The sequence below is a fragment of the Streptomyces ossamyceticus genome (genome assembly GCF_001418475.1).
GTDB lineage: Bacteria > Actinomycetota > Actinomycetes > Streptomycetales > Streptomycetaceae > Streptomyces > Streptomyces ossamyceticus.
In genome coordinates, this window is sequence record NZ_LIQX01000129.1 from 13,796 (window position 1) to 36,443 (window position 22,648).

The following is a 22,648-nucleotide window of genomic DNA, read 5'->3' on the forward strand; positions in this document are numbered from 1 at the left end:
GTAACCCATGGGAAGGAGCGTCGGCCGCCGCGTGGTGGTGGTGGGGCAGGGCATGGCGGGCGCCCGCTTCGCCCGCCGACTCGCGGCCTGGGCCCCGGACGTCCGGATCACCGTCTACGACACCGAGGCCCGCCCCGGCTACAACCGCCTGCTGCTCACCGGGGTCCTGGCGGGCCGTCACCGGCCCGAGGACATCTCACCGCCCCAGGTGCCCGGCATCGAGGTCCGCGCCGGCGTCCACCTCGTCGCGGTGAACCGGAACACCCGCACCGTCATCGCCTCCGACGGGACCGCGCAGCCCTACGACACGCTGGTGCTGGCGACCGGCAGCAGCCCCACCCACCCCTGGAGGCCAGGGCGAGCGGGGGACGGACGGCCGCTGCACACCCTGACCGACTGCCTGCGGCTGCGCGAGGACACCAGAAGAGGACGTACGTCGGTCGTCGTCGGCGGGGGCCTGCTGGGGGTCGAGACCGCGCTCACCCTGGCGGCACGCGGCCAGGACGTGACCCTCGTCCACCGCGGCCGGCATCTCATCGACCGCCGTCTCGACGCCGCGGCCGGTGCCATGCTCCGGGCGGTGCTCCGCGACTGCGGGATCACCGTCCGGACCGGCGCCTCGGCCTGCGCTCCGCTGCGCGAGCCGGGCGCCACCGGCGTGGTGCTGGACGACTCCTCGGTGGTGTCCGCCGACACCACGGTGATCGCCTGCGGCGTCACCCCACGCGTCGGCCTCGCCCGTGCCGCCGGACTCGCGGTGAACAAGGGCCTGATCGTCGACGACGCCCTGCGCAGCGTCACCGACCCGTCCGTCCACGCCATCGGCGCCTGCGCCGAGCACCGCGGGGTCGTCCACGACACGGCGCTGCCCGCCTGGGAGCAGGCCGACGTCCTGGCCGCGCGCCTGTCCGGCCGCGACCGCGGCGCCACCTACCGCGGCACCCGGGTCCTCACCCGCCTCGCCGCGGCGCCGGTCGACCTGGCGGTGTTCGGAGTGAGCAGGACCGACGGGCCCACCACACGAGGGCCGGCGGCGCCCGCCCGACCGGACATCGACGTGGTGTGCCTGTCGGACGCCGTACGCCGGACCTACAAGAAGGTCGTCACCCGGGGGAACCGGGTCGTGGGCGGCATCCTCCTCGGCGACCTGTCCACGGTCGACGTGGTCCGCCGCGCCTACGAGGAGGCCGTACCCCTGCCGCAGAACCGCGTCCACCTTGTCTCGGCCGCCGGAGCGGCATCGTGAACGAGCGTCTGGTGCTGGTCGGCTACGGGATGACGGGCCACCGGCTGCTCACGGCACTGCGAGCCGCGGGCGCGCCGCATCGCCGACAGGTCACGGTCCTCGCGGAGGAGACCCGGCCCGCCTACGACCGGATCCGGCTCTCCGAGTGCCTGCGCGGCACCCGCCCGGAGACACTCCTGCTCGACGACGTCACGCCCGGCGGTGACGGCGCCGGTGTCCGCGTCCACCTCGGCGACCCGGTCGTGGCCCTCGACCGCGCCGGGCGCCTGGTCACCACGGCCTCCGGCCGCACCCTCGGCTACGACGTCCTGGTCCTGGCCACCGGATCCCGCCCCTACGTGCCCGAGGTGCCCGGGGCCCGCGCGGAGGGGTGCTGCGGCTACCGGACCGTCGAGGACGCGGCGGCCATCCGCGCCCGGGCCGCCCGAGCGCGCACCGCGGCCGTGGTCGGCGGGGGACTCCTGGGGCTGGAGGCCGCCGGAGCGCTGCGCGCACTCGTTCCCGACACCCACGTCGTGGAGTTCGCACCCTGGCTGATGCACCGCCAGCTCGACGAGCAGGGCGGACGCACCCTGCGCCGCCACATCGAGGACCTCGGTGTGACGGTGCACACCGGCACCCGCGTCACACAGATCACGACCGACGAGCACGGCCGGGCGTCCGGACTGCGGCTCGCGACGCCCGACGGGGATCCGCTCCCCGGCGTCGACGCCGACCTCGTCGTCTTCGCCGCCGGAGTACGGCCACGCGACGAACTCGCCCGGAACTGCGGGCTCGTCGTGGACCCCGGTGGCGGCATCGTCGTCGACGAGTCATGCCGCACCAGCGATCCCCGTATCCACGCCATCGGCGAGTGCGCGCTCACCCCGGACGGCCGGGTGCACGCCCTCGCCGCCCCCGGCTTCGCGATGGCCGATGTCGTCGCCGATCTGCTGCTCGGCACGCCGTCCGCCTTCACCGGAGCGGACACCTCGACCAGCCTGAAGCTGCTCGACGTGGCCGTGGCGAGCTTCGGGGACGCCCTCGGCGACACCCCCGGCGCACACGAGGTGCGCTACCTGGACACCGCGGCCGGCGTGTACCGGAACCTGCGCGTGGGCGACGACGGCCGACTGCTCGGCGGCGTCCTCGTCGGCGACTCGTCCGGCTACGCGGCCCTGCGCTCCCTGGCAGGTGCCGGCGTCCCGCGGGCCTCCTCGGTCGGGGACCTGGTCGTCCCGGGCCCGGCGGGACCGGCCGTCGCCGGACGGATACCGGACGACGCGACCGCCTGCTTCTGCCACAACGTGTCGGCCGGCACCGTGCGTCGCGCCGCCGCGGCGGACGGCCGCCCGGACCTGGACGAGGTGCGGAGGCGGACCCGCGCGGGGACCGGATGCGGCAGCTGCGTGCCCGCCCTGGCGTCGCTGATCGACGAACAGCTCACCGCGCATGACCACGGATGAGATCGGCGGCCTTCTCACCGATCATGATGGTGGCCGCGTTCGTGTTGCCGCGCACCAGGGTCGGCATCACCGACGCGTCCACCACCCGCAGACCGTCGACACCGAGGACCCTCAGTCGGGGGTCCACCACGTCACCGATCGCACACTCCTCCTGGTGGGCGTCGATGTGAGTCGGCGTCAGACCGCGATCCGGGTCGCCTGCGCCACGGCGGCCGCGACGTGTCGTGCGCCGAGGGCCGCCTGTGCCGGGGGAGTGGCGCCGTAGCCGAGGACCAGACCGGGGACGGGTGCGCCCGTCTCGGAGTAGTAGGAGGACAGCGGATAGACGGTGGTGCGGGACTCGCTGCAGAGCGCCGCCACCCGGCTGTCGTCCGTCTCCGTGGGCAGCGTCGCCACCAGATGCATGCCGGCGGACGCGCCGGTGAGGCGGACCAGCCCGCCGAGCCGGCCGCGCAGCGCCGCGACGCAGCCCTCACGCCGCTCGATGTAGGCCTGTCGCATGCGGCGGATGTGCCGGGCGAAGTGGTCCTCCCGGATGAAGTCGAGCACGGCGGCCTGTTCGAGTACCGGCAGCGCTCCGGTGGTGACCCGCTGGGCGGCGGTCACCGGGTCCACGAGGTCCGGTGGCACGACGGCGTACGCCATGCGGAGCGCCGGGAAGAGCGCCTTGCTGAGCGTGCCGACGTACACCACGTGGTCGCCCTCGTCCATCTGCTGGAGCGGCGGCGACGGAGTGTCCGACCAGAACTCGCCGTCGTAGTCGTCCTCGATCAGCCAGCCGTTCACCCGCCCGGCCCAGTCCAGTAACTGGCCGCGCCGGGAACTCGACATCCGCACACCCAGGGGGAACTGGTTGTTCGGCGTCACCACCGCCAGGCGTGCGCCCGGATAGCGCTTCTCACCGAGGGCGATGCAGAGCCCCTCGTGGTCGACCTCGACCGGACAGGGGGCGACGCCCGCGACCGAGAGGGCGCTCCGGATGCCCGGGTAGCCCGGGTCCTCGACAAGGGCCTGCTCGCCGGGTTCCAGCAGGATCCGGGCCAGCAGATTGGTCAGTAGCTGGGTGCTCGACGCGATCAGTACCTGCTCCGCCGTGCACTTGACGCCGCGTGCCAGGCCGAGGTAGGCGGCCAGTTCCTTGCGCAGGGGCCAGTACCCGGCGGGATCCTGGTGGGTGAGCTCCGCGCTGCCCAGCCGCGCGGCGCGGCGGGAGAGGACTCGGCTCCACAGGCCGGTGGGAAACAGGTCCAGCGCGGGCACGCCGAGCACGAAGGGCTGCGCCACGGGCGAGGCCCTCTGATGGCGGACGCCGTACGCGCGCGCCGCCCGCAGCATGCCGTGGGTCGCCCGGGAGAGCCGAGGGACGGGGCGCGCCATGACGGGCGGCACCGGAAGGCGGGTCACCGTGCGAGGACCGACGGCGGCGACCCGGTGGCTCCGCGCGGCCACCCGTGTGCCGGACCCCACCTGACTGTCGGCGAATCGTTCCGTCACGAGTTGCTCGTATGCGACGAGCACGGTGTTGCGGGAGACCTGGAGTTCCTGGGCGAGGGCCCGTGTAGCGGGGAGGCGGAGGCCCGGCTGGAGCTGTCCGCTCTCGATGCCGGCCCGGATCTGTTCGTAGAGCTGCTGATAGAGCGGGACCGGAGACTCGCGGTCGAGAACGAATCCACCGAAGGGAAGAGATGTCGATTCTCTTGGCACGCGGACCTAACCTCCTGGATCGGATGGTTTGGGGGAAGGGGCCTCGTACGGTCGACCTCCAGATGAGCAACTCTCTGTTGCTGTCCCGTCACGGTAAATTGCCGTGCCCGGGCGGACGAGGTGTCGTGCCAAGGGGCGGAACAGCCCGTTCCAGAGAGTGACTCGACGATCACCCGAGCCTGCCGAACCGGCTGGATGTCGTGCGTGCTTGTCGGGCGGCGCGGGGGGTGGTTCGGGTGGCTTCTGGTGACTCGGGCGACCACCCCCGCCGTTACCGCGGGTAATGACTGCACGTGTCTTGACGTGCCAACTTCGAACAGCTGAGATGTGGGCACTTTCGTTGGAAAGTGTTCTTTCCACCCGCTCGGAGAGTCGCATGCCGCACATCAACGCACGAAGATGGACCCGCCGGATCACGGCCCAGTTCCTCACCCTCGGCCTCGCCGTCTTCGGTCTGGCGGCTGTGGGCGGCCAGGAGTCCTCGTCGCTTCCGCCGGTGGAACCGACCGCAGTGAGCACCGACCAGATCGACGTCACCCCGCCGCCGATGGGCTGGGCGTCCTGGAACACCTTCTTCAGCAGCATCGATCACGACGTGATCAAGCAGCAGGCCGATGCCCTGGTGTCCTCGGGGATGGCCGCGGCCGGCTACAAGTACGTCAACCTCGACGACGGCTGGTGGCAGGGACAGCGCGACGCGAACGGGAACATCGTGGTCGACGAGACCCAGTGGCCCGGCGGGATGAAGGCGGTCGCCGACTACCTCCACAGCAAGGGCCTGAAGGCCGGTATCTACACCGATGCGGGCAAGGACGGCTGCGGCTACTACTTCCCGACCACGAAGCCCGCGACGCCCGGTTCCGGTATGGAGGGCCACTACCAGCAGGACCTGGAGACCTTCCAGCGGTGGGGCTTCGACTACGTAAAGATCGACTGGTGCGGCGGCCGGGCGGAGAAGCTGAACCAGGAGACCCAGTACAAGCAGATCGCCGCCGCCAACGAGGCGGCCTCCGCGGTGACGGGCCGCAAACTGGTGCTGTCGTTCTGCGAGTGGGGCACCGGTCTGCCGTGGAACTGGGCGCCGGGTCACGGTGATTTGTGGCGCACCAGCGACGACGTCCTCTTCTTCAGGGAGACCCCGGGCCTGACGAAGATGTACCGCAACTTCGACCAGGCGCTGCAACCCGCCGCCCAGCACACCGGCTACTACAACGACCCCGACATGCTGATGGTCGGCCTGAACGGTATGAGCGCCCAGCGCAACCGGCTCCACATGAGCCTGTGGTCCATCGCCGGAGGCCCGCTGCTGGCCGGCAACAACGTGGCCACGATGACCACCGAGACCCGTGACATCCTCACCAACCCCGAGGTCCTCGCCATCGACCAGGACCCGCGCGGCCTCCAGGGCGTCAAGGTCGCCGAGGACACCCGCAACCTGCAGGTCTACGGCAAGGTGCTCTCCGGCACCGGCAAGCGCGCGGTGATGCTGTTCAACCGCACGGGCTCCGCGGCGAACATCACCGTCCGCTGGGCCGACCTCGGACTGACCTCCGCGTCCGCCACCGTCCGCAACGCCTGGACGCGTGCCGACGCCGGCTCGTTCACCACCGGCTACACCACGTCCGTCCCCGCGAACGACGCGGTCCTGCTGACCGTCTCCGGCACGGAGGCCACCGGTTCGACGTTCGAGGACACCACGACCGCCACCACGCCCACGTTCACGGGTGTCACCGCCGGCTCCGCGGGCACCAAGCTCATCGACATCACGTACGCCAACGGCGGCACCACCGCCCGGAAGGCCACCGTGCAGGTGAACGGCCAGTACGCCTACCGCGTGGCCTTCCCGCCGACCGGCTCGGCCACCACCTTCCGCACCGTGTCCGTGCTCGCCCATCTGGCCAAGGGGGCGAACACGGTGAAGTTCGCCGCCGTCTCCGGCAGCACCGCTGCGGACATCGACGCCATCCGTGTCCAGGGCATCCCCGGCACCGACGGCACGGCCCTCACCGGCGGCGCCTCCAACCGCTGCGTGGACATCGACAAGAACACCTATGTCGGCGGCACCCAGGCCCAGATCTGGGACTGCTCGGGGGGCCGTAACCAGACCTTCACGCAGACCTCGCGCGGGGAACTCGTCGTCTACGGCAACAAATGCCTCGACGCCCTCAACAGCGGCACCACCAACGGCACCAAGGTCATCATCTGGGACTGCACCAACGCCACCAACCAGAAGTGGACCGTCAACCCCGGCGGCACCATCACCAACAACCTGTCAGGACTGTGCCTGGACGCCTCGAACGGGGCGACGGCCAACGGCACGAAGCTGATCCTGTGGACCTGCAACGGCCAGACCAACCAGAAGTGGACCCTCAACTGACCGGTCCCTGAAGGCGCGTCGCGGAAACGCGATTCCAGCGCCCGACGAGCGTGCGGCGGCCCCGAAAGGGAAAGCCGCACGCTCACCGGCCCAGCCGTTCGCTGGGGTCGACATCTTCGCGTGTGATCCGGACTCCGACGCGCTTGCCGCGTGATCCGCAGGTCCGGTCGGTCGTATGCCGTTGTCCGCGCGCGGGCGCTGGGGCTTGAAGCGGCGGCAGCGGCAGCGGCAGCGACCGCGGTCGTGTCTCGTTTTGTGCCCGTCGACCACGAGCTTCAGCCCTGCCGCCACCGCCAGGCCGCGTCGCAAGCCACGTCGACAGCCACCCCCGTACGACGTCGTGCTGCACGAGGTGCGTGTCCAGGGCGCGCTGCCCGGTCGGCGTCGGCGTCCTGGTGCTGCCATGGGCGCTGAGCACCTCGCCGACGACGGAGCTTGGTACACGCCTTGACCTGTGACGCAGCGGACCTGCTCCGGGAACACCTCGACGACCGGCGGCAGTTCCCGAGGAGTCCACGGAGAACCGAGAGAAGCGCTACTGGAGCGAATGCAGGAGAGACCGTGTCATGTGACCGACCCGGCAGCCGCCCCTGTGCTCAGATCGGGGCCCCATCGGTCGATCGCCGACCGAAGGTCCAGCGGGAGCGGCTTCTGGTTCTCCTCCGACGTCGGCCAGTCGACGCGCGGGACGCGCCACATCACCTCGAACTCGTTACCGTCCGGGTCCACGCCATGCAGGGACTTGGCCACCTGGAAGTCACTGCTCCCGATCAGAGCCTGGCGCGCCTTGAGCAACTCCGCCGTCTCGGCGAGCTCACCGAGTGTGCCGACCTCCCAGGCGAGATGGTGCAGTCCGACGCGGTCGCGCAGCGGACCGGGCGCTTCGGGTCCGAGGGTGAACAGGCCGAGGTCGTGGTCGTTGTCGCTGTCTCGGGCCTTGAGGAAGACGGCCCTGCCGGGTATCTCGTGTTCGACAGTGAAGCGAACACCTGGTTGTAGAAGGCGGCAGAGCACGCGATGTCGCGGACGAACAGGACAGCGTGGTTGAGCCGGCGTACGGACATAGGGCCCACATCCTTCTGGCTGCTGTCGCATGTCTGAACGATCTTACCGAGCAAGCGAAGCGGAATGACTACTCCGCAAAGGGCATCGGGTGTGAGCGGGTGGTGGGGCGGCAACTCGGGTCGCAGCGATCGGGCACCGGCCGGAGCGAGCCGCCCGGAAGGTGACCGCCCTGCCCCCTCACCCCGATGACGCCGCCGTACTGACCACTGTGGGATCGGCCACGCTGATTGCTACCACCCTGCTACCATTCTGGGGTGACTTCCGCGAAGAAGCAGACGCAGGTCCGGCTCGAGGAGAAGGTGCTGGAGGCCGGTAAGGCCGCCGCGCGCGCCCGTCACCTGGACTTCAACAAGTACGTGGAGCGGCTCATCATCGAGGACACCACCGGAGCCCGCGCCGCCGGCATGGCCGCGGCCCAGCGGTTCATCGATGAGCACGGCAGCTTCCTCGACGACCTGGAGCAGCGGCTCGACGCTCCCTACGACGAGCAGCCGGGCGCTGCCGCGTGATCCTGCATGTCGACGAATCCTGGATCCTCGAGGTGGTGGAGCGAGCCGGTCACCGTGACCCGTCCGCCGACGACTACGGCGTCCCCATAGCCGCCGTCGCCCGCCACCGCGGCGAGCTCCTCGACACCCCCGTCTACGACGGCCCCTACGCCCGCGCCGCCGCCCTGGTGCACACCCTGGGCCGCTGCCGCTGGCTGGAACGCTCCAACCTCACCGTCGCCTGCGCCGTCGCCGTCATGTATCTCGAGGCCGGCAACATCCCCGTCAGCCCCACCCGCGAACAGCTCACGGCCCTCGCCCACGAGCTGAACAACCCCCGCTGCACCGCCGACCGGATCGCCTCCATCCTGCGCACATGGAAACCCTGAAGAGGCGAGCAGGGCGCGATCAAGGCTGACCCCGACGGCGAACTGGGCTGTGCCGTCGGGGCTGCGCCCTGTGGCTGCTCGCACGATCTCTCGGGTGCTCCGACGGAGCAGGAATCGGGTGTTCCGACGGAGCAGGAAGGGTGCGCAGCGCGAGCTGGGGAGCGTGGGTGGCTCCGGAGGCGCGATGTCGGAGGCCGTGGGCCGCGAGGGCAAGGGCACCCGCGCTCCCTACGGCCGGGCGAAGACGGCACCGCAGTTCATCCCGGGCTGGCCGTACTCATTTGTCGCCGTGCTGGAGCCGGGTGCCACCTCCTCGACCGCGATCCTGACCGCGGTCCGGCTGGGACCTGCAGACGACGCGACCGCAGTCGCCGCCGCCCAGCTTGCGGGGCAGGCACGGTCTCGCTCGGTTCTCATGGTCTCTCCAACCACATGATCACCGGCGCCGTGCCTGCTCTGTTACCGGCCCCAGACCAAGGCATGACGGCACGTCACGGATCACTGAGCATTTTCAGCGTGACCACCTATCAGGTGGCAGCTCCGGCGCCTCTGGCGTCAAGCACTTGTCGGGGAGGCAGTCAGTTGAAAGCGTCGGTCATGCAGTCCACCAGGCAGTCGGCAGCCTCAAAGCGCTGGCGGAGGGCGGCAGCTGCTTCTTCGCGCTCCACAAAGCGGTACCCGTAGTGCTGGCGCGCCACCCTGGCCACGTCTCCGACCGTGACGATGGCCGGTTCGCCGTGTGCAGCACGTCGACGCGCTCCGGCGATTGCCATGTCCGCAGAGCGCAGCAGGTTTCTGGGACGTTCCCGGATCATGGCTGCCTGGGCGCGTTTCGCCGAGAGGGGACGTAGGACATGTCCTCTCCAGAGGTAGCCGGCGGCGACAAGGATGAGACCGAGCGCTACGAACAGGAGTCCGCCTGGGGCGTGAGGTCGCATCTGTCCAGTCTTCACCACTCACGTGGTGATCGTCATGCCCGCGTCGGCATCCGATTGTCGGAGCGACTTGGTGTCAGTGAGCCCTTGCGCAACGCACGAGGCTCCCGTGCCGTTGAGGGAGGTGTTCGAGGTCTCAACTCACAAACGCAGGAGCCGCGGTGGTTCCGTATTCTGCCGCACTCGACCTGCCTCACGCCCTGGTCGAGTGGGTCACCATGCTCATCGTCACCCGCGAGGGTGACCGCCGCTGCAAGCTCCCACCGCACCAGCGATCCCTGGTCGGCCTGGCGTAAAGGGGGCGGACGGTGGCGGGCAAGCCGTCGCCCACGAACTTGTGGCGGATGAGGGGCGTATCCCTGGTGACTCAGCTTGGCGACGGCCTTGTTGAAAGCGGCCTTGCCCGCCAGCTCCCAGCCGACATAGGCGAGGCGGTCCTCCTCACCGGGGTGGACGGAGAGACGGCGGAGGCGGTCGTCCATGCGAAGGTGGATGGTGCCGTCCGGGTCACGGTCGCCGATCTGTCAGGCCGAACACCTCAGGGCCGAACGTTAACCACTCTTCGTAGCGCGGCCGGCGACTCGAATCCGAGGTAACCCAGCGCGTGGATCTTCACGTCATGTCTCCTTGTCGGGGGACGGGAGTCATTGGGAGATGGGGCAGAAATTGGCTCGGGCTGGAGGGTCGCCTGGTCATCCTCGTGTGTTCCAGACGAGGGGGGCTTGGCGGATCCAGGTGTCGTCCTCGATCGTCTGGATGAGGAACTGGGCGAGGTCGGCGCGGTTGATGCGGGCGCCGGGCTTTTCGGTGCCGGCCTCGGCGGCCCGCAGGGGGCCGCTGAGGGGCTTGTCGGTGAGGGTGACGGCGCGGGCCAGGGTCCAGTTGATGCCGGACGAGGCGCGGAGGAGCTGGTCGAGGGCGGTGTGGTCTTCGAAGCCGGCCTTGATGTTCGACAGGTTGATGACCGCCTTGACCAGCGGGTTGAGCCGGTCCCAGTCGTCGCCGGCGCCCTGCGTGGAGGTCAGCACGATGCGGCGGATGCCCTGTTCGGCCATGACGGTGAGCGTGTTGCGGGTGGCGTCGGTCATGAACATCGGCGGGCTGACGGGCTTGGCCCACGGGTTGTCGGAGGTGCGGGCGTTGTTCAATGCGCTGATCACCGCTTCGGTGCCTTGGGCGGCCTTGCGGATGTCGTCGATGTTGGCGGGGGTGCCCTGGATCAGTTCGACGCCGGCCGGTGCCTGCACTTTGTCGGGGTTGCGGACGAGGGCGCGGACGTGGTGGCCGCGCCGGGCGGCGTGGTCCAGGACGTGGGCGCCGGTGCGGCCGCTGCCGCCGAGGATCAGGAGGTTGCTCATGGTGATCAAATGCCTTTCGGGCGGTTCGGGGGTGGGATCAGGAGGCCGGTCGGCCGGTCAGGGTCGAGCCCAGGCGGCGGGCCTCGTCGTGCGCCTTGGTCAGGGATGCCTCGTGCAGGGGCAGGAGCGGGGCCATCATCGGCACGTAGGGGGCCATGGTCAGTTCGGGCAGGACCGTCGTCACATCGAGGCCGAGGTTGGCCGGGTGGCCCAGGACGGTTTCCAGCGTGGGCACCAGGTGGTCCATGCCGTGCTTGGGGGCGCCGGGGCCGTAGCCGCCGCCGCGTGCGGAGATCACCGTGGCGGGGCGGCCGAGGGTGGGAGGGGGTCCGTCGAAGCTCAGGGTGCGGCCGGCGACCATGATCTGGTCCAGCCATGCCTTGAACACGGACGGCATCGTGAGGTTGTACAGCGGCACGGTGAACAGGTAGGCGCCGGCGCCGAGGAACTCCTCGATCAGCTCGTCCTGGACCGCGGCGGCCTTCGCCTGCTCGGGGGTGTGCTGGGTGGGGTCGGTGGTGCGGGCGGTGATGCCCGCCGCGCTGAGGTGCGGTGCGGGGGAGACGGCCAGGTCGCGGTGGACGACCGCGCCCTGCCACTCGTCACGGAAGGACCGGGCGACCTGACGGGAGACGGATGCCTCGCCGAGCGAGGAGGCGTCGATGTGCAGCAGGTAGGACATGGCGAAGTCGGCCTTTCAAGACGATCAAGGGTGGGTCGGGGGGTGACCGGTGGAGGTCAGCCGCGGGCCGGTACGGCGCAGCCGTCGGGGCCGCAGACCGCAGCGTCGCCGCCGGTCGCCGGGGTGAGCGGGTGGGATGCGTCCCAGGCCGTGCGCAGCACCTCAAGGAGGCCGTCGCTGTCCTGCGCGCCGGGGATGCCGTACTTGCCGTCGACGATGATGAAGGGTGCGCCGGTGGCGCCCAGGCGCTGGGCGCGGGCGGCGTCGTCGCTCACTTGCCGCTGGTAGCGGTGCTCGGTGAGCGCCCGGCGGGTGCCCTCGCGGTCCAGGCCGATCTCCTGGCCCAGGTCGAGCAGGTCGTCCATGGCGAAGACGGGGCGGGCCTGGCCGAAGTAGGCCTGGAAGATCGCGTCCCAGGCTTCGCGGTTCTTGCCCTCGGCGGAGGCGTGGGCGAGGAACTCGTGCGCCAGGTCGGTGTTGCCGACCAGGTTCTCCAGCACCCGGTAGGGGCGGAGTCCCTCGGCCTCGGCCAGCGCCTCGATCCGGCGCGTGGACGCCTCGGCCTGGGAGCCGCCCATGCCGTGCCGGCGCAGCAGCGCCTCACGGACGCTGAACGTCTCATCCACGGGGAAGGAACTGCTCAGCGGGAACGAGTGGTGGACGACCTCCACCTCGTCGCCGTGCTCGAACCGCTCCACGGCCCGGTCCAGACGGTGGCTGCCCAGTCCGCACCAGGGGCAGGTGACCTCGGCCCAGATCTCGATCTTCATGACGCGCCTCCCATGTCTGCGCTGTGATTCCTACGTTTTGTTCGTAGCGCCATGATGGGCCAGTATGGAAGTCGATACAAAAGGCACATCGGTGTTCGTGCCGGAGAGGAATGTGCGTAATGGAGGCCACCAACAGTTCGGGCGGCGCGGCGGCGGTGGGGCCCTGCGCCGCCATCCCCGCCGAGCACATGGAGTTCATCCGGCAGGTCCTCGACCGCGTCGGCGACAAATGGAGCCTGCTGCTCATCGCGGTCGTGGAAGCCGGCCCGCTGCGCTACACCGACCTGCAGCGCCAGGTCCCCGGAATCTCCCAGCGGATGCTCACCCTCACGCTCCGCCAGCTCCGGGAGGACGGTCTGATCACCCGCACCGCATACGCGGAGGTCCCACCGCGCGTCGAGTACTCCCTCACCCCGCTGGGCCGCGGCCTCCACGAGATCGTGACATCCCTGATCGGCTGGGCCGCCGACCACCACGACGAGATCCGCGCGCACCGCGCCCGCGCCGCGGCACCAGCAGCCCGGTCCTGACCGCAGGATCAGCGATCGGCTGTCGGCGCCGGGTGCAGCGCGGATGCCCGACGCGTCGTCGAGAAGACATCAGGCAAGGCGGCAGAGCTTGCGCGGCGTGTCGGTGTGACGCCTTGCCTGGCAACGGCGCTGGTGGGTGAAGATCCGGCTTAGGTGGGTACGCAGTCGGGGCACCGACGGAATACAACCTCGTGGGTGAAGCCGGACCGGACGGCCGCCGGAGCTCTACAGCGTCCGGAGCGCGGGCGACTTCCACTCAGGAGCCGGCGTCCGGGCAGTACCCGGTGGACTGGTTGATGACCTCGCTCACGGTCCACCGGTCTGCCTCGCGGGTGAAGCCGATCTCGCCGGCACACAGAACCATGTCTCCACCGGCACAGGCCACGTGCTCGCTTCGCCGCGGCGCCGGCCGAAGCGCACCGTCCGTACCGACCACGCAGGTGAACGGTTCGGCCAGCTGCGCCGCCGGCTGCTCCACGATCCAGCCGACGAAATCAGTCGCCGAGCCGATCCGACGCCCGCCGTAACCAGGCCGGACCGTAGCCTTCAACTCGACCCGACCGACATATCGCAGCCCCAGTCCCGTCATGGCGGAGGCGGGTACGCCGGATGCCGCTCGGTGTCCGTCTGGTCCCGCTGGGCGGAGCCGGGGGTGAGTGGCGGTCGGGGGACCGGCGTGGGCAGTCCGAGGAGGCGGACCCGGACGGCGGCGGCGAGCAGCGCCGGGCGGAGCAGGCCCGCAGGGGTACCGACGAGGTGGTAGACGCGGTCCAGGGCGCGCTGGGACCTCAGGTTGCCGTGTGCCCCGAGCCGGTCCACTTCCCCCGACCATCGGCCGAACAGCGCGTCAAGGACCGGACGCCGGGCCGCCACCGGTGTGGCGCAGGTCCTCTCCGGTCGTGATGGCCCAGGAAGGTCCGCCGCTCGGTGCAGCCGACGCATCAGCCGCCGCTCCCATCCTGGCCGCATCCTGTGCGCGAGCGGTTCACGTCGGGTCCATGTCCGGGCCGGCCGCCGCGTTCGGGCCGCGATTCCACCCGGCACGCCCCGGACCAGTCGAACGTGCCTGGCGTTCTGCGCCCGCCGGGGCGCTCTCCGTCAAGTACGGCTCCTGGGTATGGCTGTCACATGGGGGCCACATTGGTCACGGATGGTCGCCGCCCCACGGATTCGGTGTCGGCCCCCCGGATGCTTCGCACGCTTTCGTCGGCGGGAGGAGATGCCGGGCGGCGACTCGGCTGCTGTCGAACGCGGTGTCCGCCGTGGTGGAGGCGGGCGTCAAGAGGGTCGCGGCGGTGGGGAGTTCGGTCTGCTTCAGAGGGACGCCCGGGTACGCCGCCGTGAGGACGCCGGTGCAGTCGTCACGTTCCGCCGGGGAGAGGCCCGCGGGGAAGCGGATGGTCCGGGGCCTGCTTCCGTCGGTGGTCAGGCGGACACGCCGGACGGGCCGCAGGTCCGTGCCCGCCGTCGTGGCGGTGGCCTCCCAGAACTCGACCTGTACCGTGATCGGTTCGCACAGGGGCCCGCCGGTGGGCGAACCGATCACCGCCGCCGCGTCCCCGCCCGTGGTCCCGTCGGGGAACGACACGGCCGGGCGCAGCCACCGAGCCTGCTTCTCGGCCGACCAGCCGCCGTCCGCCCGGCAGGTGCCGCCGTCGGCCCGTACACCGACGGCGTTCTCCGCACAGCCGGTTGTCAGCAGCGTCAGAGCCGCCGCCAGCGACGTCAACGACCCTTGGGCGAGCTGGGGCCTGGACATGATCTCCCTCGATCGGTGCGGGCGAGGCGTCAGCGGCCTCGCGGAACGGGGGCAGTCTTCGCGGAGCGGGCGGCGGCCGGGGGACCGGGAAGGGGCATGTGGCCGACTTGTGATCAACAAGCCGACTTGTGATCGACACGGGCCCGCCGGGCCGGGCCGTCCGTCTTGTGGGGGCCAGTGCGACAGGGGTGCGGCGCGACTACTTGCCGGTACGGACGGGGCAGATCGGCAGTTTGTCGCCTGATTTCCCAGTTGGTTGAACGATTGTCGATCGCTGTCCACGATTCTCCTGTCAAAGTGCCCGGAGGCACCGGCTTCCGGCCCCGCCGCTGCAGAAGCGAGTCGAGCATGGTGCGTGTCCGTTCGTCCCTGGCCCAGCTGCCCGCCTACGTCCCCGGCCGCAGAATGCCCGGAGCCGTCGCGCTGGCCAGCAATGAGTCTCCGTACGGGCTGCTGCCCGGTGTCGCCGCGAGGCTCGCGGAACTGGCCGGCGGGGTGTCGAGGTATCCCGACCTGAGCGCCGTCGCACTCGTCCAGGCCCTCGCCGAGCACCACGACGTCGAGCCCGGGCGGATCGCGCTGGGCGCCGGTTCCTCGGAGGTCTGCGCACAGTTGCTGCACTCGGTCGTCGGACCCGGCGACGAGGTCGTCTTCGGCTGGCGGTCCTTCGAGGCGTACCCGATCCTCACCGCCGTGGCGGGCGGTACCGCGGTGCGGGTCCCCCTGCGGGCGCACGGGCTGGACCTCGATGCCATGGCCGAGGCGGTCACCGACCGCACACGGCTGGTCTTCGTCTGCAACCCCAACAACCCCACCTCCACCGCGGTCGGCGAACAGGCGCTGCTCGACTTCGCGGACCGGGTGCCGGAGGACGTACTGATCGTCGTCGACGAGGCGTACCGGGAGTACGCCGACCCGGAGCAGGTACCCGACGCGCTCGCCCTGCTCGGCGACCGGCCGAACGTGGTGGTGCTGCGGACCTTCTCCAAGGCGTACGGCCTGGCCGGGCTGCGGGTCGGCTACTGCGTGGGCCGGCCCGACATCACCGCGCACGTCCGCAAGACCCAGATCCCGTTCAGCGTCAGCGCGCTCGCCCAGGAAGCGGCGGTGGTCGCCCTCGGCGAGCACGCGGAGGTCGTCCGGCGGGCCGCCCTCACGGTCGCCGAACGGCAGCGGGTGACACGGCGGTTGCGCGACCTCGGCTTCGAAGTCCCCGAATCCCAGGCCAACTTCGTCTGGCTGCCGCTCGGCGACGACAGCGGGGACTTCGCCCTGCACTGCCTCGGCGGCGATGTCGTCGTGCGCCCGTTCGTCGACGAGGGCGTCCGGGTGACGCTCGGGCTGCGGGCGGAGAACGACGCCCTGCTCGCGCTCGCCGCGAGCTGGAGAGGCTGACGGCCATGCGCGTGGGGCCGTACGAACGGCATCGCGAGCTGCTCCAGCAGGCGGTACGGGCCGTGACGGCCGGCGAGTGCTGGGCACCGTTCACCCGCGTGGGGCCGGACGGCGCCAATGCGGGCATGAGGTCGGCACGGACCGCGGAGAAGGTGTTCGGCTCGCTGCTGGGCCGCGCCTTCGAGCTCGGTCAGCCAGGTGAACTCGGCCGGGTGTGCACCGAGTCCTCGCCGTACGGGGTCGCCATGGACATCGGCTATCCGCGGTGCGACCCCACGGTGCTGGTGGCGGCGGCCGGCCGGGCGATGGCCGGCTGGCGGGCCGCCGGGCCGTACCAGCGGGCCGGGGTGGCGGTGGAGATGCTGCGCCGGCTGAACACCCGCAGCCATGAGCTGGCACTCGCGGTGCACCACACCACGGGCCGGTCCCTCGCGGCCGCGTTCCGCGCCGCCGGGCCGCCCGCCCAGGACCGCGCACTGGAGGTGGTGGCCCGCGCGTTCGCCGAGTCGGAGCGCGTTCCCGCGGACCTGCACTGGGAGAGCCCGCGCCGCAGCAAGGAACCGCTGGCCGTGGCGGGCACCTGCAGTCTGGCGCCCCGCGGTGTGTCGCTGCTCGTCGGCTGCCCCGAGCATCCGACCTGGAACGGCTGGCCCGGCCTTTTCGCCAGCCTGGTGACCGGCAACCCGGTCATCGTGGCCCCGCATCCCAGGTCCGTGCTGCCGCTGGCGATCACCGTGCGTATCGCGCGGCAGGTGCTGGCGGAGGCCGGACACGACCCCGACCTCGTCACCCTGGCGGTGGCACCACCCGGGGAACTCCTGCGGCAGCGCCTGGCCACGGACCCGGCGGTGCGCATCGTCGACTTCACCGGTCCGGCCCGGTTCGCGGACTGGCTGGAGCAACACGCCCGGCAGGCCGCCGTGTTCGCCCACCGGACCGGGCTTAACACCGTGGTCGTCGACTCGACCGAGGACTACCGCGCCCTGGTGCGCGGCCTCGCGCTCTCCCTGTGCCTGTGCAGCGGAACGGTCCGTACGACACCACAGAACATCCTGGTGCCGTCAGCGGGCATCGCGACCGACGAGGGGCACAAGACCCTCCGGGACCTCGGCGCCGACCTCGGCGAGGCCGTGGACCGGCTGCTCGGACATCCGGCACGCGTGGCGAGACTGCTGGGCGCGATCGTCGACGACGAGGTGCGCGCGGGACTGACGCGGGCCGCGCGACACGGCGCGGTGGTGCACGCCTCCGGGACGCTGCACCATCCGGGCCGTCCCGACGCCGACCTGCGCAGCCCGCTCCTGGTCCGGCTGGGGGCGCGGGACGAGCAGGTCTACACCCGGGAGTGGCCGGGACCGGTCTCCTTCCTGGTGGGCACCGACTCGACCTCGCACAGCCTCGAGATCTTCCGCCGCACGGTCGGCCGCCACGGTGCGCTGTTCGCCGCGGTGCACTCGACCGACCCGCTGGTGCTGGCGGCCACCGAGGCGGCGGCACTCGACGCCGGCGTCCACCTGGTGGAGAACCTCGCCGACGACCTCCCGGCCGACCCCTCCTCGGCCGCGCCCGAACCGCCGGGCGGCGGCGCGCACTTCGTCACCGGACGGTTCCGGGTGGTGCGCTCGCGCGGCCGCCTCGCCCCTGCCGAACGCCCGCCCGTGCTCGCCCCCGAGGAACTCGTCGGCGCCTGACGGCCGACCGGATCTGCCGGGCAGGCCCGCTGCCCCCGCACAGTGGGGTCGAGGCCGCCGGCAGTCCGGTCAGCCCGTCCAGTCCGCCCCGCGCCCGCGCACCTCGTCGAACACCAGCCAGGTCCGTGTCGAACGCACCCCGGGAACGCCCTGGATGCTCTCCAGCACGACCGAGCGCAACGCCTCGTTGTCCGGCGCGCGCACCAGCACCAGGACGTCGAAGTCCCCCGACACCAGGGAGACGTGCTCCACGTACGGGATCTCGCGCAGCTCGCGCGAGATGTCCCGCCACGCGGCCTGCTCGGTGCTCAAGGTGATGTAGGCGCTCGTGCCGAGGCCGGCCCGCTTGGGGTTCAGCTGAGCGGTGAAGCCGGTGATCACCCCCTCGGCCAGCAGCCTGCCCACGCGTGTGTAGGCGTTGGCACGCGAGATGTGCACCTGCTCGGCCAGCGCACGGACCGACTGGCGGGCGTCCTTCAGCAGCCGGGCCAGGATCTGGCGGTCGGTGTCGTCGAGCGGGACGGCAGTTCGTCCGGGCACCGGCCCCGCCGGCGAGTCCATCTCGGACACATTGCTCTCCAGAACATTGAGATTCGGCATTTCATCTGCGGTTCACGCGAAGCATTGAACACATATTCCCTCGTCGTCACCATTCTCCTGTCAAGCGTCCAGAGAAAGTGAGCGCCCTCCATGTCCGTGAAGAGCCTCCGACAGACGGTCCAGGGGTTCCTGCCGTCCCTCACGCCGGTGCGGTTCGTAGCCGAGGACGGCACCCCCGTGGCCAAGCCCCCGGCCGGCTACAGCGAGCCTTCCGAGGAGGCCCTGCGCGAGGCCTACCGGCGCATGGTCCTGGGGCGCCGTTTCGACACCCAGGCCACCGCGCTCACCAAGCAGGGCCGGCTCGCCGTCTACCCGTCCAGCCGGGGCCAGGAGGCCTGCCAGATCGGCGCCGTGCTCGCCCTGCGCCCGGACGACTGGCTGTTCCCGACCTACCGGGACTCCGTCGCCCTGGTCACCCGAGGCATCGACCCGGTCGAGGTGCTCACCCTGCTGCGCGGCGACTGGCACTGCGGCTACGACCCGGCCGCCACCCGCGTCGCCCCCCAGTGCACCCCGCTGGCCACCCAGGTGCTGCACGCCACCGGCATGGCGGAGGCACAGCGCCGCAAGGGCGAGGACGGCGTGTCCATGGCCCTGATCGGCGACGGCGCCACCAGCGAGGGCGACTTCCACGAGGCGCTGAACTTCGCGGCCGTCCTCCGCGCGCCGGTCGTCTTCTTCGTCCAGAACAACAAGTACGCGATCTCCGTCCCGCTGGCCCGGCAGACCGCGGCGCCCGCCCTCGCCTACAAGGGCATCGGCTACGGGGTGCGCTCCGAGCAGGTCGACGGCAACGACCTCGTCGCCGTGCTCGCGGTGCTCACCGACGCCGTCGCGCACGCCCGCGCCGGGCACGGACCCGTCCTGGTCGAGGCGCACACCTACCGCATGGACGCGCACACCAACGCCGACGACGCGACCCGCTACCGCGACGCCGAGGAGGTCGAGCGCTGGGGCGCCGCGGACCCCCTCAGCCGGCTGGAGACACACCTGCGGGCCCGCGGCGCGCTCACCGAAGCGGACACGGCGGCGGCACGGGAGGAGGCGGAAGCCCTGGCCGCGGACCTGCGCACCCGCATGAACGCCGACACCACCGCCGACCCGATGGAACTCTTCGACCACGTCTACGCCGACCCCACCCCGCAACTGCTGGAGCAACGCGCCCAGCTGGCGGCCGAGCTCGCCGAGACCACCCTGACCCAGGAGGACTGACCCATGGCCGAGACCACCAAGGTCACCATGGCGCAGGCGCTCAACACCGCGCTGCGCGACGCCCTGCGCGAGGACGACCGCGTGCTCGTCTTCGGCGAGGACGTCGGCCCGCTCGGCGGCGTCTTCCGCATCACCGACGGACTGACCCGCGACTTCGGCGAGGAGAGGTGCTTCGACACCCCGCTCGCCGAGGCCGGCATCGTCGGGCTCGCTGTCGGCATGGCCATGGGCGGCTTCCGGCCCGTGGTGGAGATGCAGTTCGACGCCTTCGCCTACCCGGCGTTCGAGCAGATCGCCTCCCACGTCGCCAAGCTGCGCAACCGGACCCGGGGACGGCTCACCCTGCCCATGGTGATCCGTGTCCCCTACGCGGGCGGCATTGGCGGGGTCGAGCACCACTGCGACTCCAGCGAGGCCTACTACGCGCACACGCCCGGCCTGAAGGTCGTCACCCCGGCGACGGCCGAGGACGCGTACTGGCTGCTGAGGGACTCCATCGCCGACCCGGACCCGGTGGTCTTCCTGGAGCCGAAGAAGCTGTACTGGTCGCGCGAGGACACCGACCTGGAGCGCAGGGGCGCACTGCCGTTCGGGCGGGCCGCCGTACGGCGGGAAGGCCGTGACGCCACGGTCGTCGCGTACGGGCCGTCGGTACCGGTGGCCCTGGCCGCGGCCGAGGCAGCGGCGGCCGAGGGCATCGAACTGGAGGTCGTCGACCTGCGCACGATCGTCCCCTTCGACGACGAGACGGTGACGGCTTCCGTACGGCGGACCGGGCGCTGCCTGGTCGTGCAGGAGGCGCAGGGATTCGCGGGCGTCGGGGCGGAGATCGCCGCACGCGTGCAGGAACGCTGCTTCCACTCGCTGGCCGCCCCGGTCCTGCGGGTGGCCGGCTTCGACATCCCCTATCCGCCGCCGAAACTGGAGCACGCGCATCTGCCCGGTGTCGACCGGGTCCTCGACGCCGTCGACCGCCTCCAGTTCGGTGACGAGCCGGACACCCGGCATCTGCTGAAGGGAGCGGTCGCATGACCACGGCAACACGCCTGGAGCAGCTCTTCCGGCTGCCCGACCTCGGCGAAGGGCTGACCGATGCGGAGATCGTCGAGTGGAAGGTCGCCGTCGGCGACACCGTGACCGTCGACCAGATCGTCGTCGAGGTCGAGACCGCCAAGGCCGCGGTCGAGGTGCCCGTCCCGTACGCGGGCACGGTGCTCCGGCTGCACGCGGAAGCGGGCACGGCGCTGGCGGTGGGAGAACCGCTGATCACCGTGGGGGCGGATGTTCCCGCCGGGGCCGACGGGTTCGCGTCCCGCCCCGAGGACGCGGGTGGCGCACCGGACCCGGCGGTGCCGGCGGACGCGGCGGCGGAACGCTACCGGGAGGAGGAACAGGCCGGATCCGGCAACGTACTGATCGGCTACGGCACGGGCCACGGCCCGACGACCTCACGCCGCCGCCGTCGGCGCGGCGCCGCGGCAGCGGGCCCGTCCGCGCGCCCCGCACCCGCCGGAGCCGCCGGGACTGTCGGTGCCGCGCAGCGAAACGGAGCGGTCGACGGTGCCGTAGCGGCGGGCGGCGCCGCATCCGTGTCGCACGCCGCGGCCGACACCTCGCCCGCGACCGCCACCGCGGCCGGCATCTCGCCCGCGACCGGCATGGTGTCGCACGCCGCGGCCGCCACCTCGCCCGCGCCCGCCACCGCGGCCGACACCTCGCCCGCCACCGCCACCGTGTCGCACGCCCCCCGGGTGATCTCCCCCCTCGTGCGGAGGATGGCCCGGGACCACGGTGTCGACCTCACCGGCGTGTCACCGTCCGGCCCGGCAGGAGTCGTCCTCAGAAGGGACGTCGAGCAGGCCATCGCCCGGTCCGGGCAGACCGCGAGCCCGAGCCCGGGCCACCAGGCCGTGGCCCCCGCCCTCGCCCCCGCACCGCAGGAGCCGGCCACGTCGGCCGGCCCCGAGCGCATCCCCCTGCGCGGAGTGCGCCGCGCCGTCGCCGACAAGCTCTCCCGCAGCCGGACCGAGATCCCCGACGCCACCACCTGGGTCGACGTGGACGCCACCGGGCTGCTCGACGCCAAGAAGGCGCTGGAGTCCGCCGGAACCGGCACCCGCATCGGTCTGCTGGCGCTCTTCGCCCGCTTCTGCGTCGCCGGACTGCGCCGTTTCCCCGAGCTGAACTCCACGGTCGACACCGAACGCCGGGAGATCCTCCGTCACGGCGAGGTGCACCTCGGCTTCGCCGCCCAGACCGAACGCGGGCTGGTCGTCCCGGTCGTCCGCGACGCCCACCTCATGACGACCGTCCAACTGGCCGCCGAACTCGCCCGGTTGACCGAACTCGCGCGCGGCGGGAACCTTCCGCCGCACGCGCTCACCGGAGGCACGTTCACCCTGAACAACTATGGGGTGTTCGGCGTCGACGGATCCACACCGATCATCAACCACCCGGAGGCCGCCCTCCTCGGTGTGGGCCGCCTCGTCGACAAACCCTGGGTCGTCGACGGCCAGTTGACGGTCCGCAAGGTCACCCAGCTCTCCTTCAGCTTCGACCACAGGGTCTGCGACGGAGGAGTGGCCGGTGGCTTCCTGCGCTTCGTGGCCGACTGCGTCGAGCGCCCGGCGATCCTGCTCGCCGACATCTGACCAGCCGACTCACCCGTCGGCCCTCGGCTCACCCCGTCGATCCTCAGCCCAGCCGGCCTGTGGTTCGTCAGTGCCCGGCCCCCAGCCATCCGTGCCTCCGCCCCCGGGCGGACCGCGCCCACCGACCGGCCGAATGTTCGGCCAGGAGATCCCCATGCCCACCGACTTCTACGCCCGCCACGCGGACCTGCTCCAGCAGGCCGTGGAGCACGCGGCGGACCGCGGCTACTGGACGCCGTACCCGGAGACGCCCAGCACCTCCGCCTACGGAGCCGAGGCGCCCCAGCAGGGCGAGGCCGCCTTCCGCGCCCTCCTCGGCAACCCCTTCCCCCTCGACGGTCACCCCACCGC

At 71.5% G+C, this 22,648-nt stretch carries 19 protein-coding genes and 6 pseudogenes; 14 read left to right on the forward strand and 11 right to left on the reverse strand.

What is annotated here, in order from left to right; genetic code table 11:
• Positions 1 to 7 precede the first annotated feature (7 nt).
• Together AOK15_RS11485 and AOK15_RS11490 are read left to right on the forward strand one after the other, a co-directional pair.
• Positions 8 to 1,246 (forward strand): NAD(P)/FAD-dependent oxidoreductase, encoded by a 1,239-nt coding sequence (locus AOK15_RS11485; protein ID WP_055515553.1) that lies wholly within the window; start codon positions 8 to 10, stop codon positions 1,244 to 1,246.
• Complete coding sequence (locus tag AOK15_RS11490) at positions 1,243 to 2,691, forward strand: FAD-dependent oxidoreductase (RefSeq protein ID WP_055515555.1); 1,449 nt, start codon at positions 1,243 to 1,245, stop codon at positions 2,689 to 2,691. Before AOK15_RS11485 ends, AOK15_RS11490 begins: the two co-directional genes overlap by 4 nt.
• Here the strand turns inward: AOK15_RS11490 and AOK15_RS41940 are convergent.
• Together AOK15_RS41940 and pdxR are read right to left on the reverse strand one after the other, a co-directional pair.
• A pseudogene (locus tag AOK15_RS41940) lies at positions 2,669 to 2,836 on the reverse strand (GMC oxidoreductase); the annotation flags it as partial. The gene AOK15_RS11490 and the pseudogene AOK15_RS41940 overlap by 23 nt on opposite strands.
• A gap of 32 nt (positions 2,837 to 2,868) precedes the next feature.
• Positions 2,869 to 4,395, reverse strand: a complete 1,527-nt coding sequence (gene pdxR, locus AOK15_RS11495; RefSeq protein ID WP_055515558.1) for a MocR-like pyridoxine biosynthesis transcription factor PdxR — start codon at positions 4,393 to 4,395, stop codon at positions 2,869 to 2,871.
• 376 nt (positions 4,396 to 4,771) lie between these two features.
• Between pdxR and AOK15_RS11500 the strand changes: the two genes are divergently transcribed.
• Complete coding sequence (locus AOK15_RS11500; protein ID WP_055515560.1) at positions 4,772 to 6,772, forward strand: lectin; 2,001 nt, start codon at positions 4,772 to 4,774, stop codon at positions 6,770 to 6,772.
• Between the two features lie 564 nt (positions 6,773 to 7,336).
• Here AOK15_RS11500 and AOK15_RS11505 read toward each other — a convergent pair.
• Positions 7,337 to 7,836: pseudogene (locus AOK15_RS11505) on the reverse strand (VOC family protein).
• Positions 7,837 to 8,091: 255 nt separating this feature from the next.
• Between AOK15_RS11505 and AOK15_RS11510 the strand changes: the two are divergent.
• From AOK15_RS11510 to AOK15_RS48290, 3 genes and pseudogenes are all read left to right on the forward strand, one after another.
• Entirely contained in the window at positions 8,092 to 8,346 is a 255-nt protein-coding gene (locus AOK15_RS11510; RefSeq protein ID WP_240508389.1) for a hypothetical protein, read from the forward strand.
• Positions 8,343 to 8,714, forward strand: coding sequence for a hypothetical protein (locus AOK15_RS11515; protein WP_055515564.1), 372 nt, complete (start codon positions 8,343 to 8,345; stop codon positions 8,712 to 8,714). The genes AOK15_RS11510 and AOK15_RS11515 overlap by 4 nt, the downstream gene beginning before the upstream one ends.
• Positions 8,715 to 8,943: 229 nt before the next feature.
• A pseudogene (locus AOK15_RS48290) lies at positions 8,944 to 9,099 on the forward strand (NF041680 family putative transposase); the annotation flags it as partial.
• A 193-nt stretch (positions 9,100 to 9,292) separates the two neighbouring features.
• On the opposite strand, the gene AOK15_RS11525 reads toward AOK15_RS48290, so the two are convergent.
• Positions 9,293 to 9,529: a hypothetical protein gene (locus AOK15_RS11525; RefSeq protein ID WP_240508390.1), complete on the reverse strand. Its 237-nt coding sequence runs from the start codon at positions 9,527 to 9,529 to the stop codon at positions 9,293 to 9,295.
• A gap of 281 nt (positions 9,530 to 9,810) precedes the next feature.
• Here AOK15_RS11525 and AOK15_RS41945 point away from each other — a divergent pair.
• Positions 9,811 to 9,939: pseudogene (locus tag AOK15_RS41945) on the forward strand (IS5/IS1182 family transposase); the annotation flags it as partial.
• 402 nt (positions 9,940 to 10,341) lie between these two features.
• Here AOK15_RS41945 and AOK15_RS11535 read toward each other — a convergent pair.
• From AOK15_RS11535 to AOK15_RS11545, 3 genes are read right to left on the reverse strand one after another with little or no spacing between them, the layout of a single operon-like run.
• Complete coding sequence (locus AOK15_RS11535) at positions 10,342 to 11,007, reverse strand: NAD(P)-dependent oxidoreductase (protein ID WP_055515594.1); 666 nt, start codon at positions 11,005 to 11,007, stop codon at positions 10,342 to 10,344.
• A 37-nt stretch (positions 11,008 to 11,044) separates the two neighbouring features.
• Positions 11,045 to 11,689 (reverse strand): FMN-dependent NADH-azoreductase, encoded by a 645-nt coding sequence (locus tag AOK15_RS11540; protein ID WP_055515573.1) that lies wholly within the window; start codon positions 11,687 to 11,689, stop codon positions 11,045 to 11,047.
• Positions 11,690 to 11,745: 56 nt separating this feature from the next.
• Positions 11,746 to 12,459 (reverse strand): DsbA family oxidoreductase, encoded by a 714-nt coding sequence (locus AOK15_RS11545; protein ID WP_055515575.1) that lies wholly within the window; start codon positions 12,457 to 12,459, stop codon positions 11,746 to 11,748.
• A gap of 119 nt (positions 12,460 to 12,578) precedes the next feature.
• Here AOK15_RS11545 and AOK15_RS11550 point away from each other — a divergent pair, with 119 nt between their 5' ends.
• On the forward strand, positions 12,579 to 12,989 hold the full coding sequence (locus AOK15_RS11550) for a winged helix-turn-helix transcriptional regulator (RefSeq protein WP_107099385.1): 411 nt from the start codon (positions 12,579 to 12,581) through the stop codon (positions 12,987 to 12,989).
• A gap of 161 nt (positions 12,990 to 13,150) precedes the next feature.
• Here the strand turns inward: AOK15_RS11550 and AOK15_RS11555 are convergent.
• From AOK15_RS11555 to AOK15_RS11565, 3 genes and pseudogenes are all read right to left on the reverse strand, one after another.
• Positions 13,151 to 13,578, reverse strand: a pseudogene (locus AOK15_RS11555) (hypothetical protein); the annotation flags it as partial.
• Entirely contained in the window at positions 13,575 to 13,808 is a 234-nt protein-coding gene (locus AOK15_RS43825) for a hypothetical protein (RefSeq protein ID WP_148087276.1), read from the reverse strand. The pseudogene AOK15_RS11555 and the gene AOK15_RS43825, both read right to left, overlap by 4 nt.
• A 325-nt stretch (positions 13,809 to 14,133) precedes the next feature.
• Entirely contained in the window at positions 14,134 to 14,748 is a 615-nt protein-coding gene (locus AOK15_RS11565) for a hypothetical protein (RefSeq protein ID WP_157870211.1), read from the reverse strand.
• Between the two features lie 348 nt (positions 14,749 to 15,096).
• Here AOK15_RS11565 and AOK15_RS11570 point away from each other — a divergent pair, with 348 nt between their 5' ends.
• Together AOK15_RS11570 and AOK15_RS11575 are read left to right on the forward strand one after the other, a co-directional pair.
• Complete coding sequence (locus AOK15_RS11570; protein ID WP_055515582.1) at positions 15,097 to 16,143, forward strand: histidinol-phosphate transaminase; 1,047 nt, start codon at positions 15,097 to 15,099, stop codon at positions 16,141 to 16,143.
• Positions 16,144 to 16,148: 5 nt separating this feature from the next.
• Positions 16,149 to 17,834, forward strand: coding sequence for an aldehyde dehydrogenase family protein (locus tag AOK15_RS11575; RefSeq protein ID WP_240508391.1), 1,686 nt, complete (start codon positions 16,149 to 16,151; stop codon positions 17,832 to 17,834).
• A 69-nt stretch (positions 17,835 to 17,903) separates the two neighbouring features.
• Here the strand turns inward: AOK15_RS11575 and AOK15_RS11580 are convergent, their stop codons facing one another.
• A complete protein-coding gene (locus tag AOK15_RS11580) occupies positions 17,904 to 18,395 on the reverse strand; it encodes an Lrp/AsnC family transcriptional regulator (protein WP_055515596.1) in 492 nt (163 codons plus the stop codon).
• A 129-nt stretch (positions 18,396 to 18,524) separates the two neighbouring features.
• Between AOK15_RS11580 and pdhA the strand changes: the two genes are divergently transcribed.
• The 4 genes and pseudogenes from pdhA to AOK15_RS11600 all read left to right on the forward strand — a co-directional run.
• The gene (gene pdhA / locus AOK15_RS11585; RefSeq protein ID WP_055515586.1) at positions 18,525 to 19,646 is read left to right on the forward strand and encodes a pyruvate dehydrogenase (acetyl-transferring) E1 component subunit alpha; all 1,122 of its coding nucleotides are present in this window, start codon (positions 18,525 to 18,527) and stop codon (positions 19,644 to 19,646) included.
• A gap of 3 nt (positions 19,647 to 19,649) precedes the next feature.
• Positions 19,650 to 20,678 (forward strand): alpha-ketoacid dehydrogenase subunit beta, encoded by a 1,029-nt coding sequence (locus tag AOK15_RS11590; RefSeq protein WP_055515588.1) that lies wholly within the window; start codon positions 19,650 to 19,652, stop codon positions 20,676 to 20,678.
• The gene (locus AOK15_RS11595) at positions 20,675 to 22,297 is read left to right on the forward strand and encodes a dihydrolipoamide acetyltransferase family protein (protein ID WP_055515590.1); all 1,623 of its coding nucleotides are present in this window, start codon (positions 20,675 to 20,677) and stop codon (positions 22,295 to 22,297) included. The genes AOK15_RS11590 and AOK15_RS11595 overlap by 4 nt, the downstream gene beginning before the upstream one ends.
• Before the next feature lie 154 nt (positions 22,298 to 22,451).
• Positions 22,452 to 22,648: pseudogene (locus tag AOK15_RS11600) on the forward strand (phenylacetic acid degradation protein PaaN); the annotation flags it as partial.

Excerpts from the sequence above, each read along its gene's own strand:
- AOK15_RS11545 (WP_055515575.1), bottom strand. The coding sequence starts at position 12,459 with ATGAAGATCGAGATCTGGGCCGAGGTCACCTGCCCCTGGTGCGGACTG.
- AOK15_RS11550 (WP_107099385.1), top strand. The coding sequence starts at position 12,579 with ATGGAGGCCACCAACAGTTCGGGCGGCGCGGCGGCGGTGGGGCCCTGC.
- AOK15_RS11570 (WP_055515582.1), top strand. The coding sequence starts at position 15,097 with ATGGTGCGTGTCCGTTCGTCCCTGGCCCAGCTGCCCGCCTACGTCCCC.
- AOK15_RS11500 (WP_055515560.1), top strand. The coding sequence starts at position 4,772 with ATGCCGCACATCAACGCACGAAGATGGACCCGCCGGATCACGGCCCAG.
- AOK15_RS11485 (WP_055515553.1), top strand. The coding sequence starts at position 8 with ATGGGAAGGAGCGTCGGCCGCCGCGTGGTGGTGGTGGGGCAGGGCATG.
- AOK15_RS11565 (WP_157870211.1), bottom strand. The coding sequence starts at position 14,748 with ATGTCCAGGCCCCAGCTCGCCCAAGGGTCGTTGACGTCGCTGGCGGCG.
- pdhA (WP_055515586.1), top strand. The coding sequence starts at position 18,525 with ATGTCCGTGAAGAGCCTCCGACAGACGGTCCAGGGGTTCCTGCCGTCC.
- AOK15_RS11590 (WP_055515588.1), top strand. The coding sequence starts at position 19,650 with ATGGCCGAGACCACCAAGGTCACCATGGCGCAGGCGCTCAACACCGCG.
- AOK15_RS11580 (WP_055515596.1), bottom strand. The coding sequence starts at position 18,395 with ATGGACTCGCCGGCGGGGCCGGTGCCCGGACGAACTGCCGTCCCGCTC.
- AOK15_RS11525 (WP_240508390.1), bottom strand. The coding sequence starts at position 9,529 with ATGATCCGGGAACGTCCCAGAAACCTGCTGCGCTCTGCGGACATGGCA.
- AOK15_RS11540 (WP_055515573.1), bottom strand. The coding sequence starts at position 11,689 with ATGTCCTACCTGCTGCACATCGACGCCTCCTCGCTCGGCGAGGCATCC.
- AOK15_RS11575 (WP_240508391.1), top strand. The coding sequence starts at position 16,149 with ATGCGCGTGGGGCCGTACGAACGGCATCGCGAGCTGCTCCAGCAGGCG.
- AOK15_RS11595 (WP_055515590.1), top strand. The coding sequence starts at position 20,675 with ATGACCACGGCAACACGCCTGGAGCAGCTCTTCCGGCTGCCCGACCTC.
- AOK15_RS11535 (WP_055515594.1), bottom strand. The coding sequence starts at position 11,007 with ATGAGCAACCTCCTGATCCTCGGCGGCAGCGGCCGCACCGGCGCCCAC.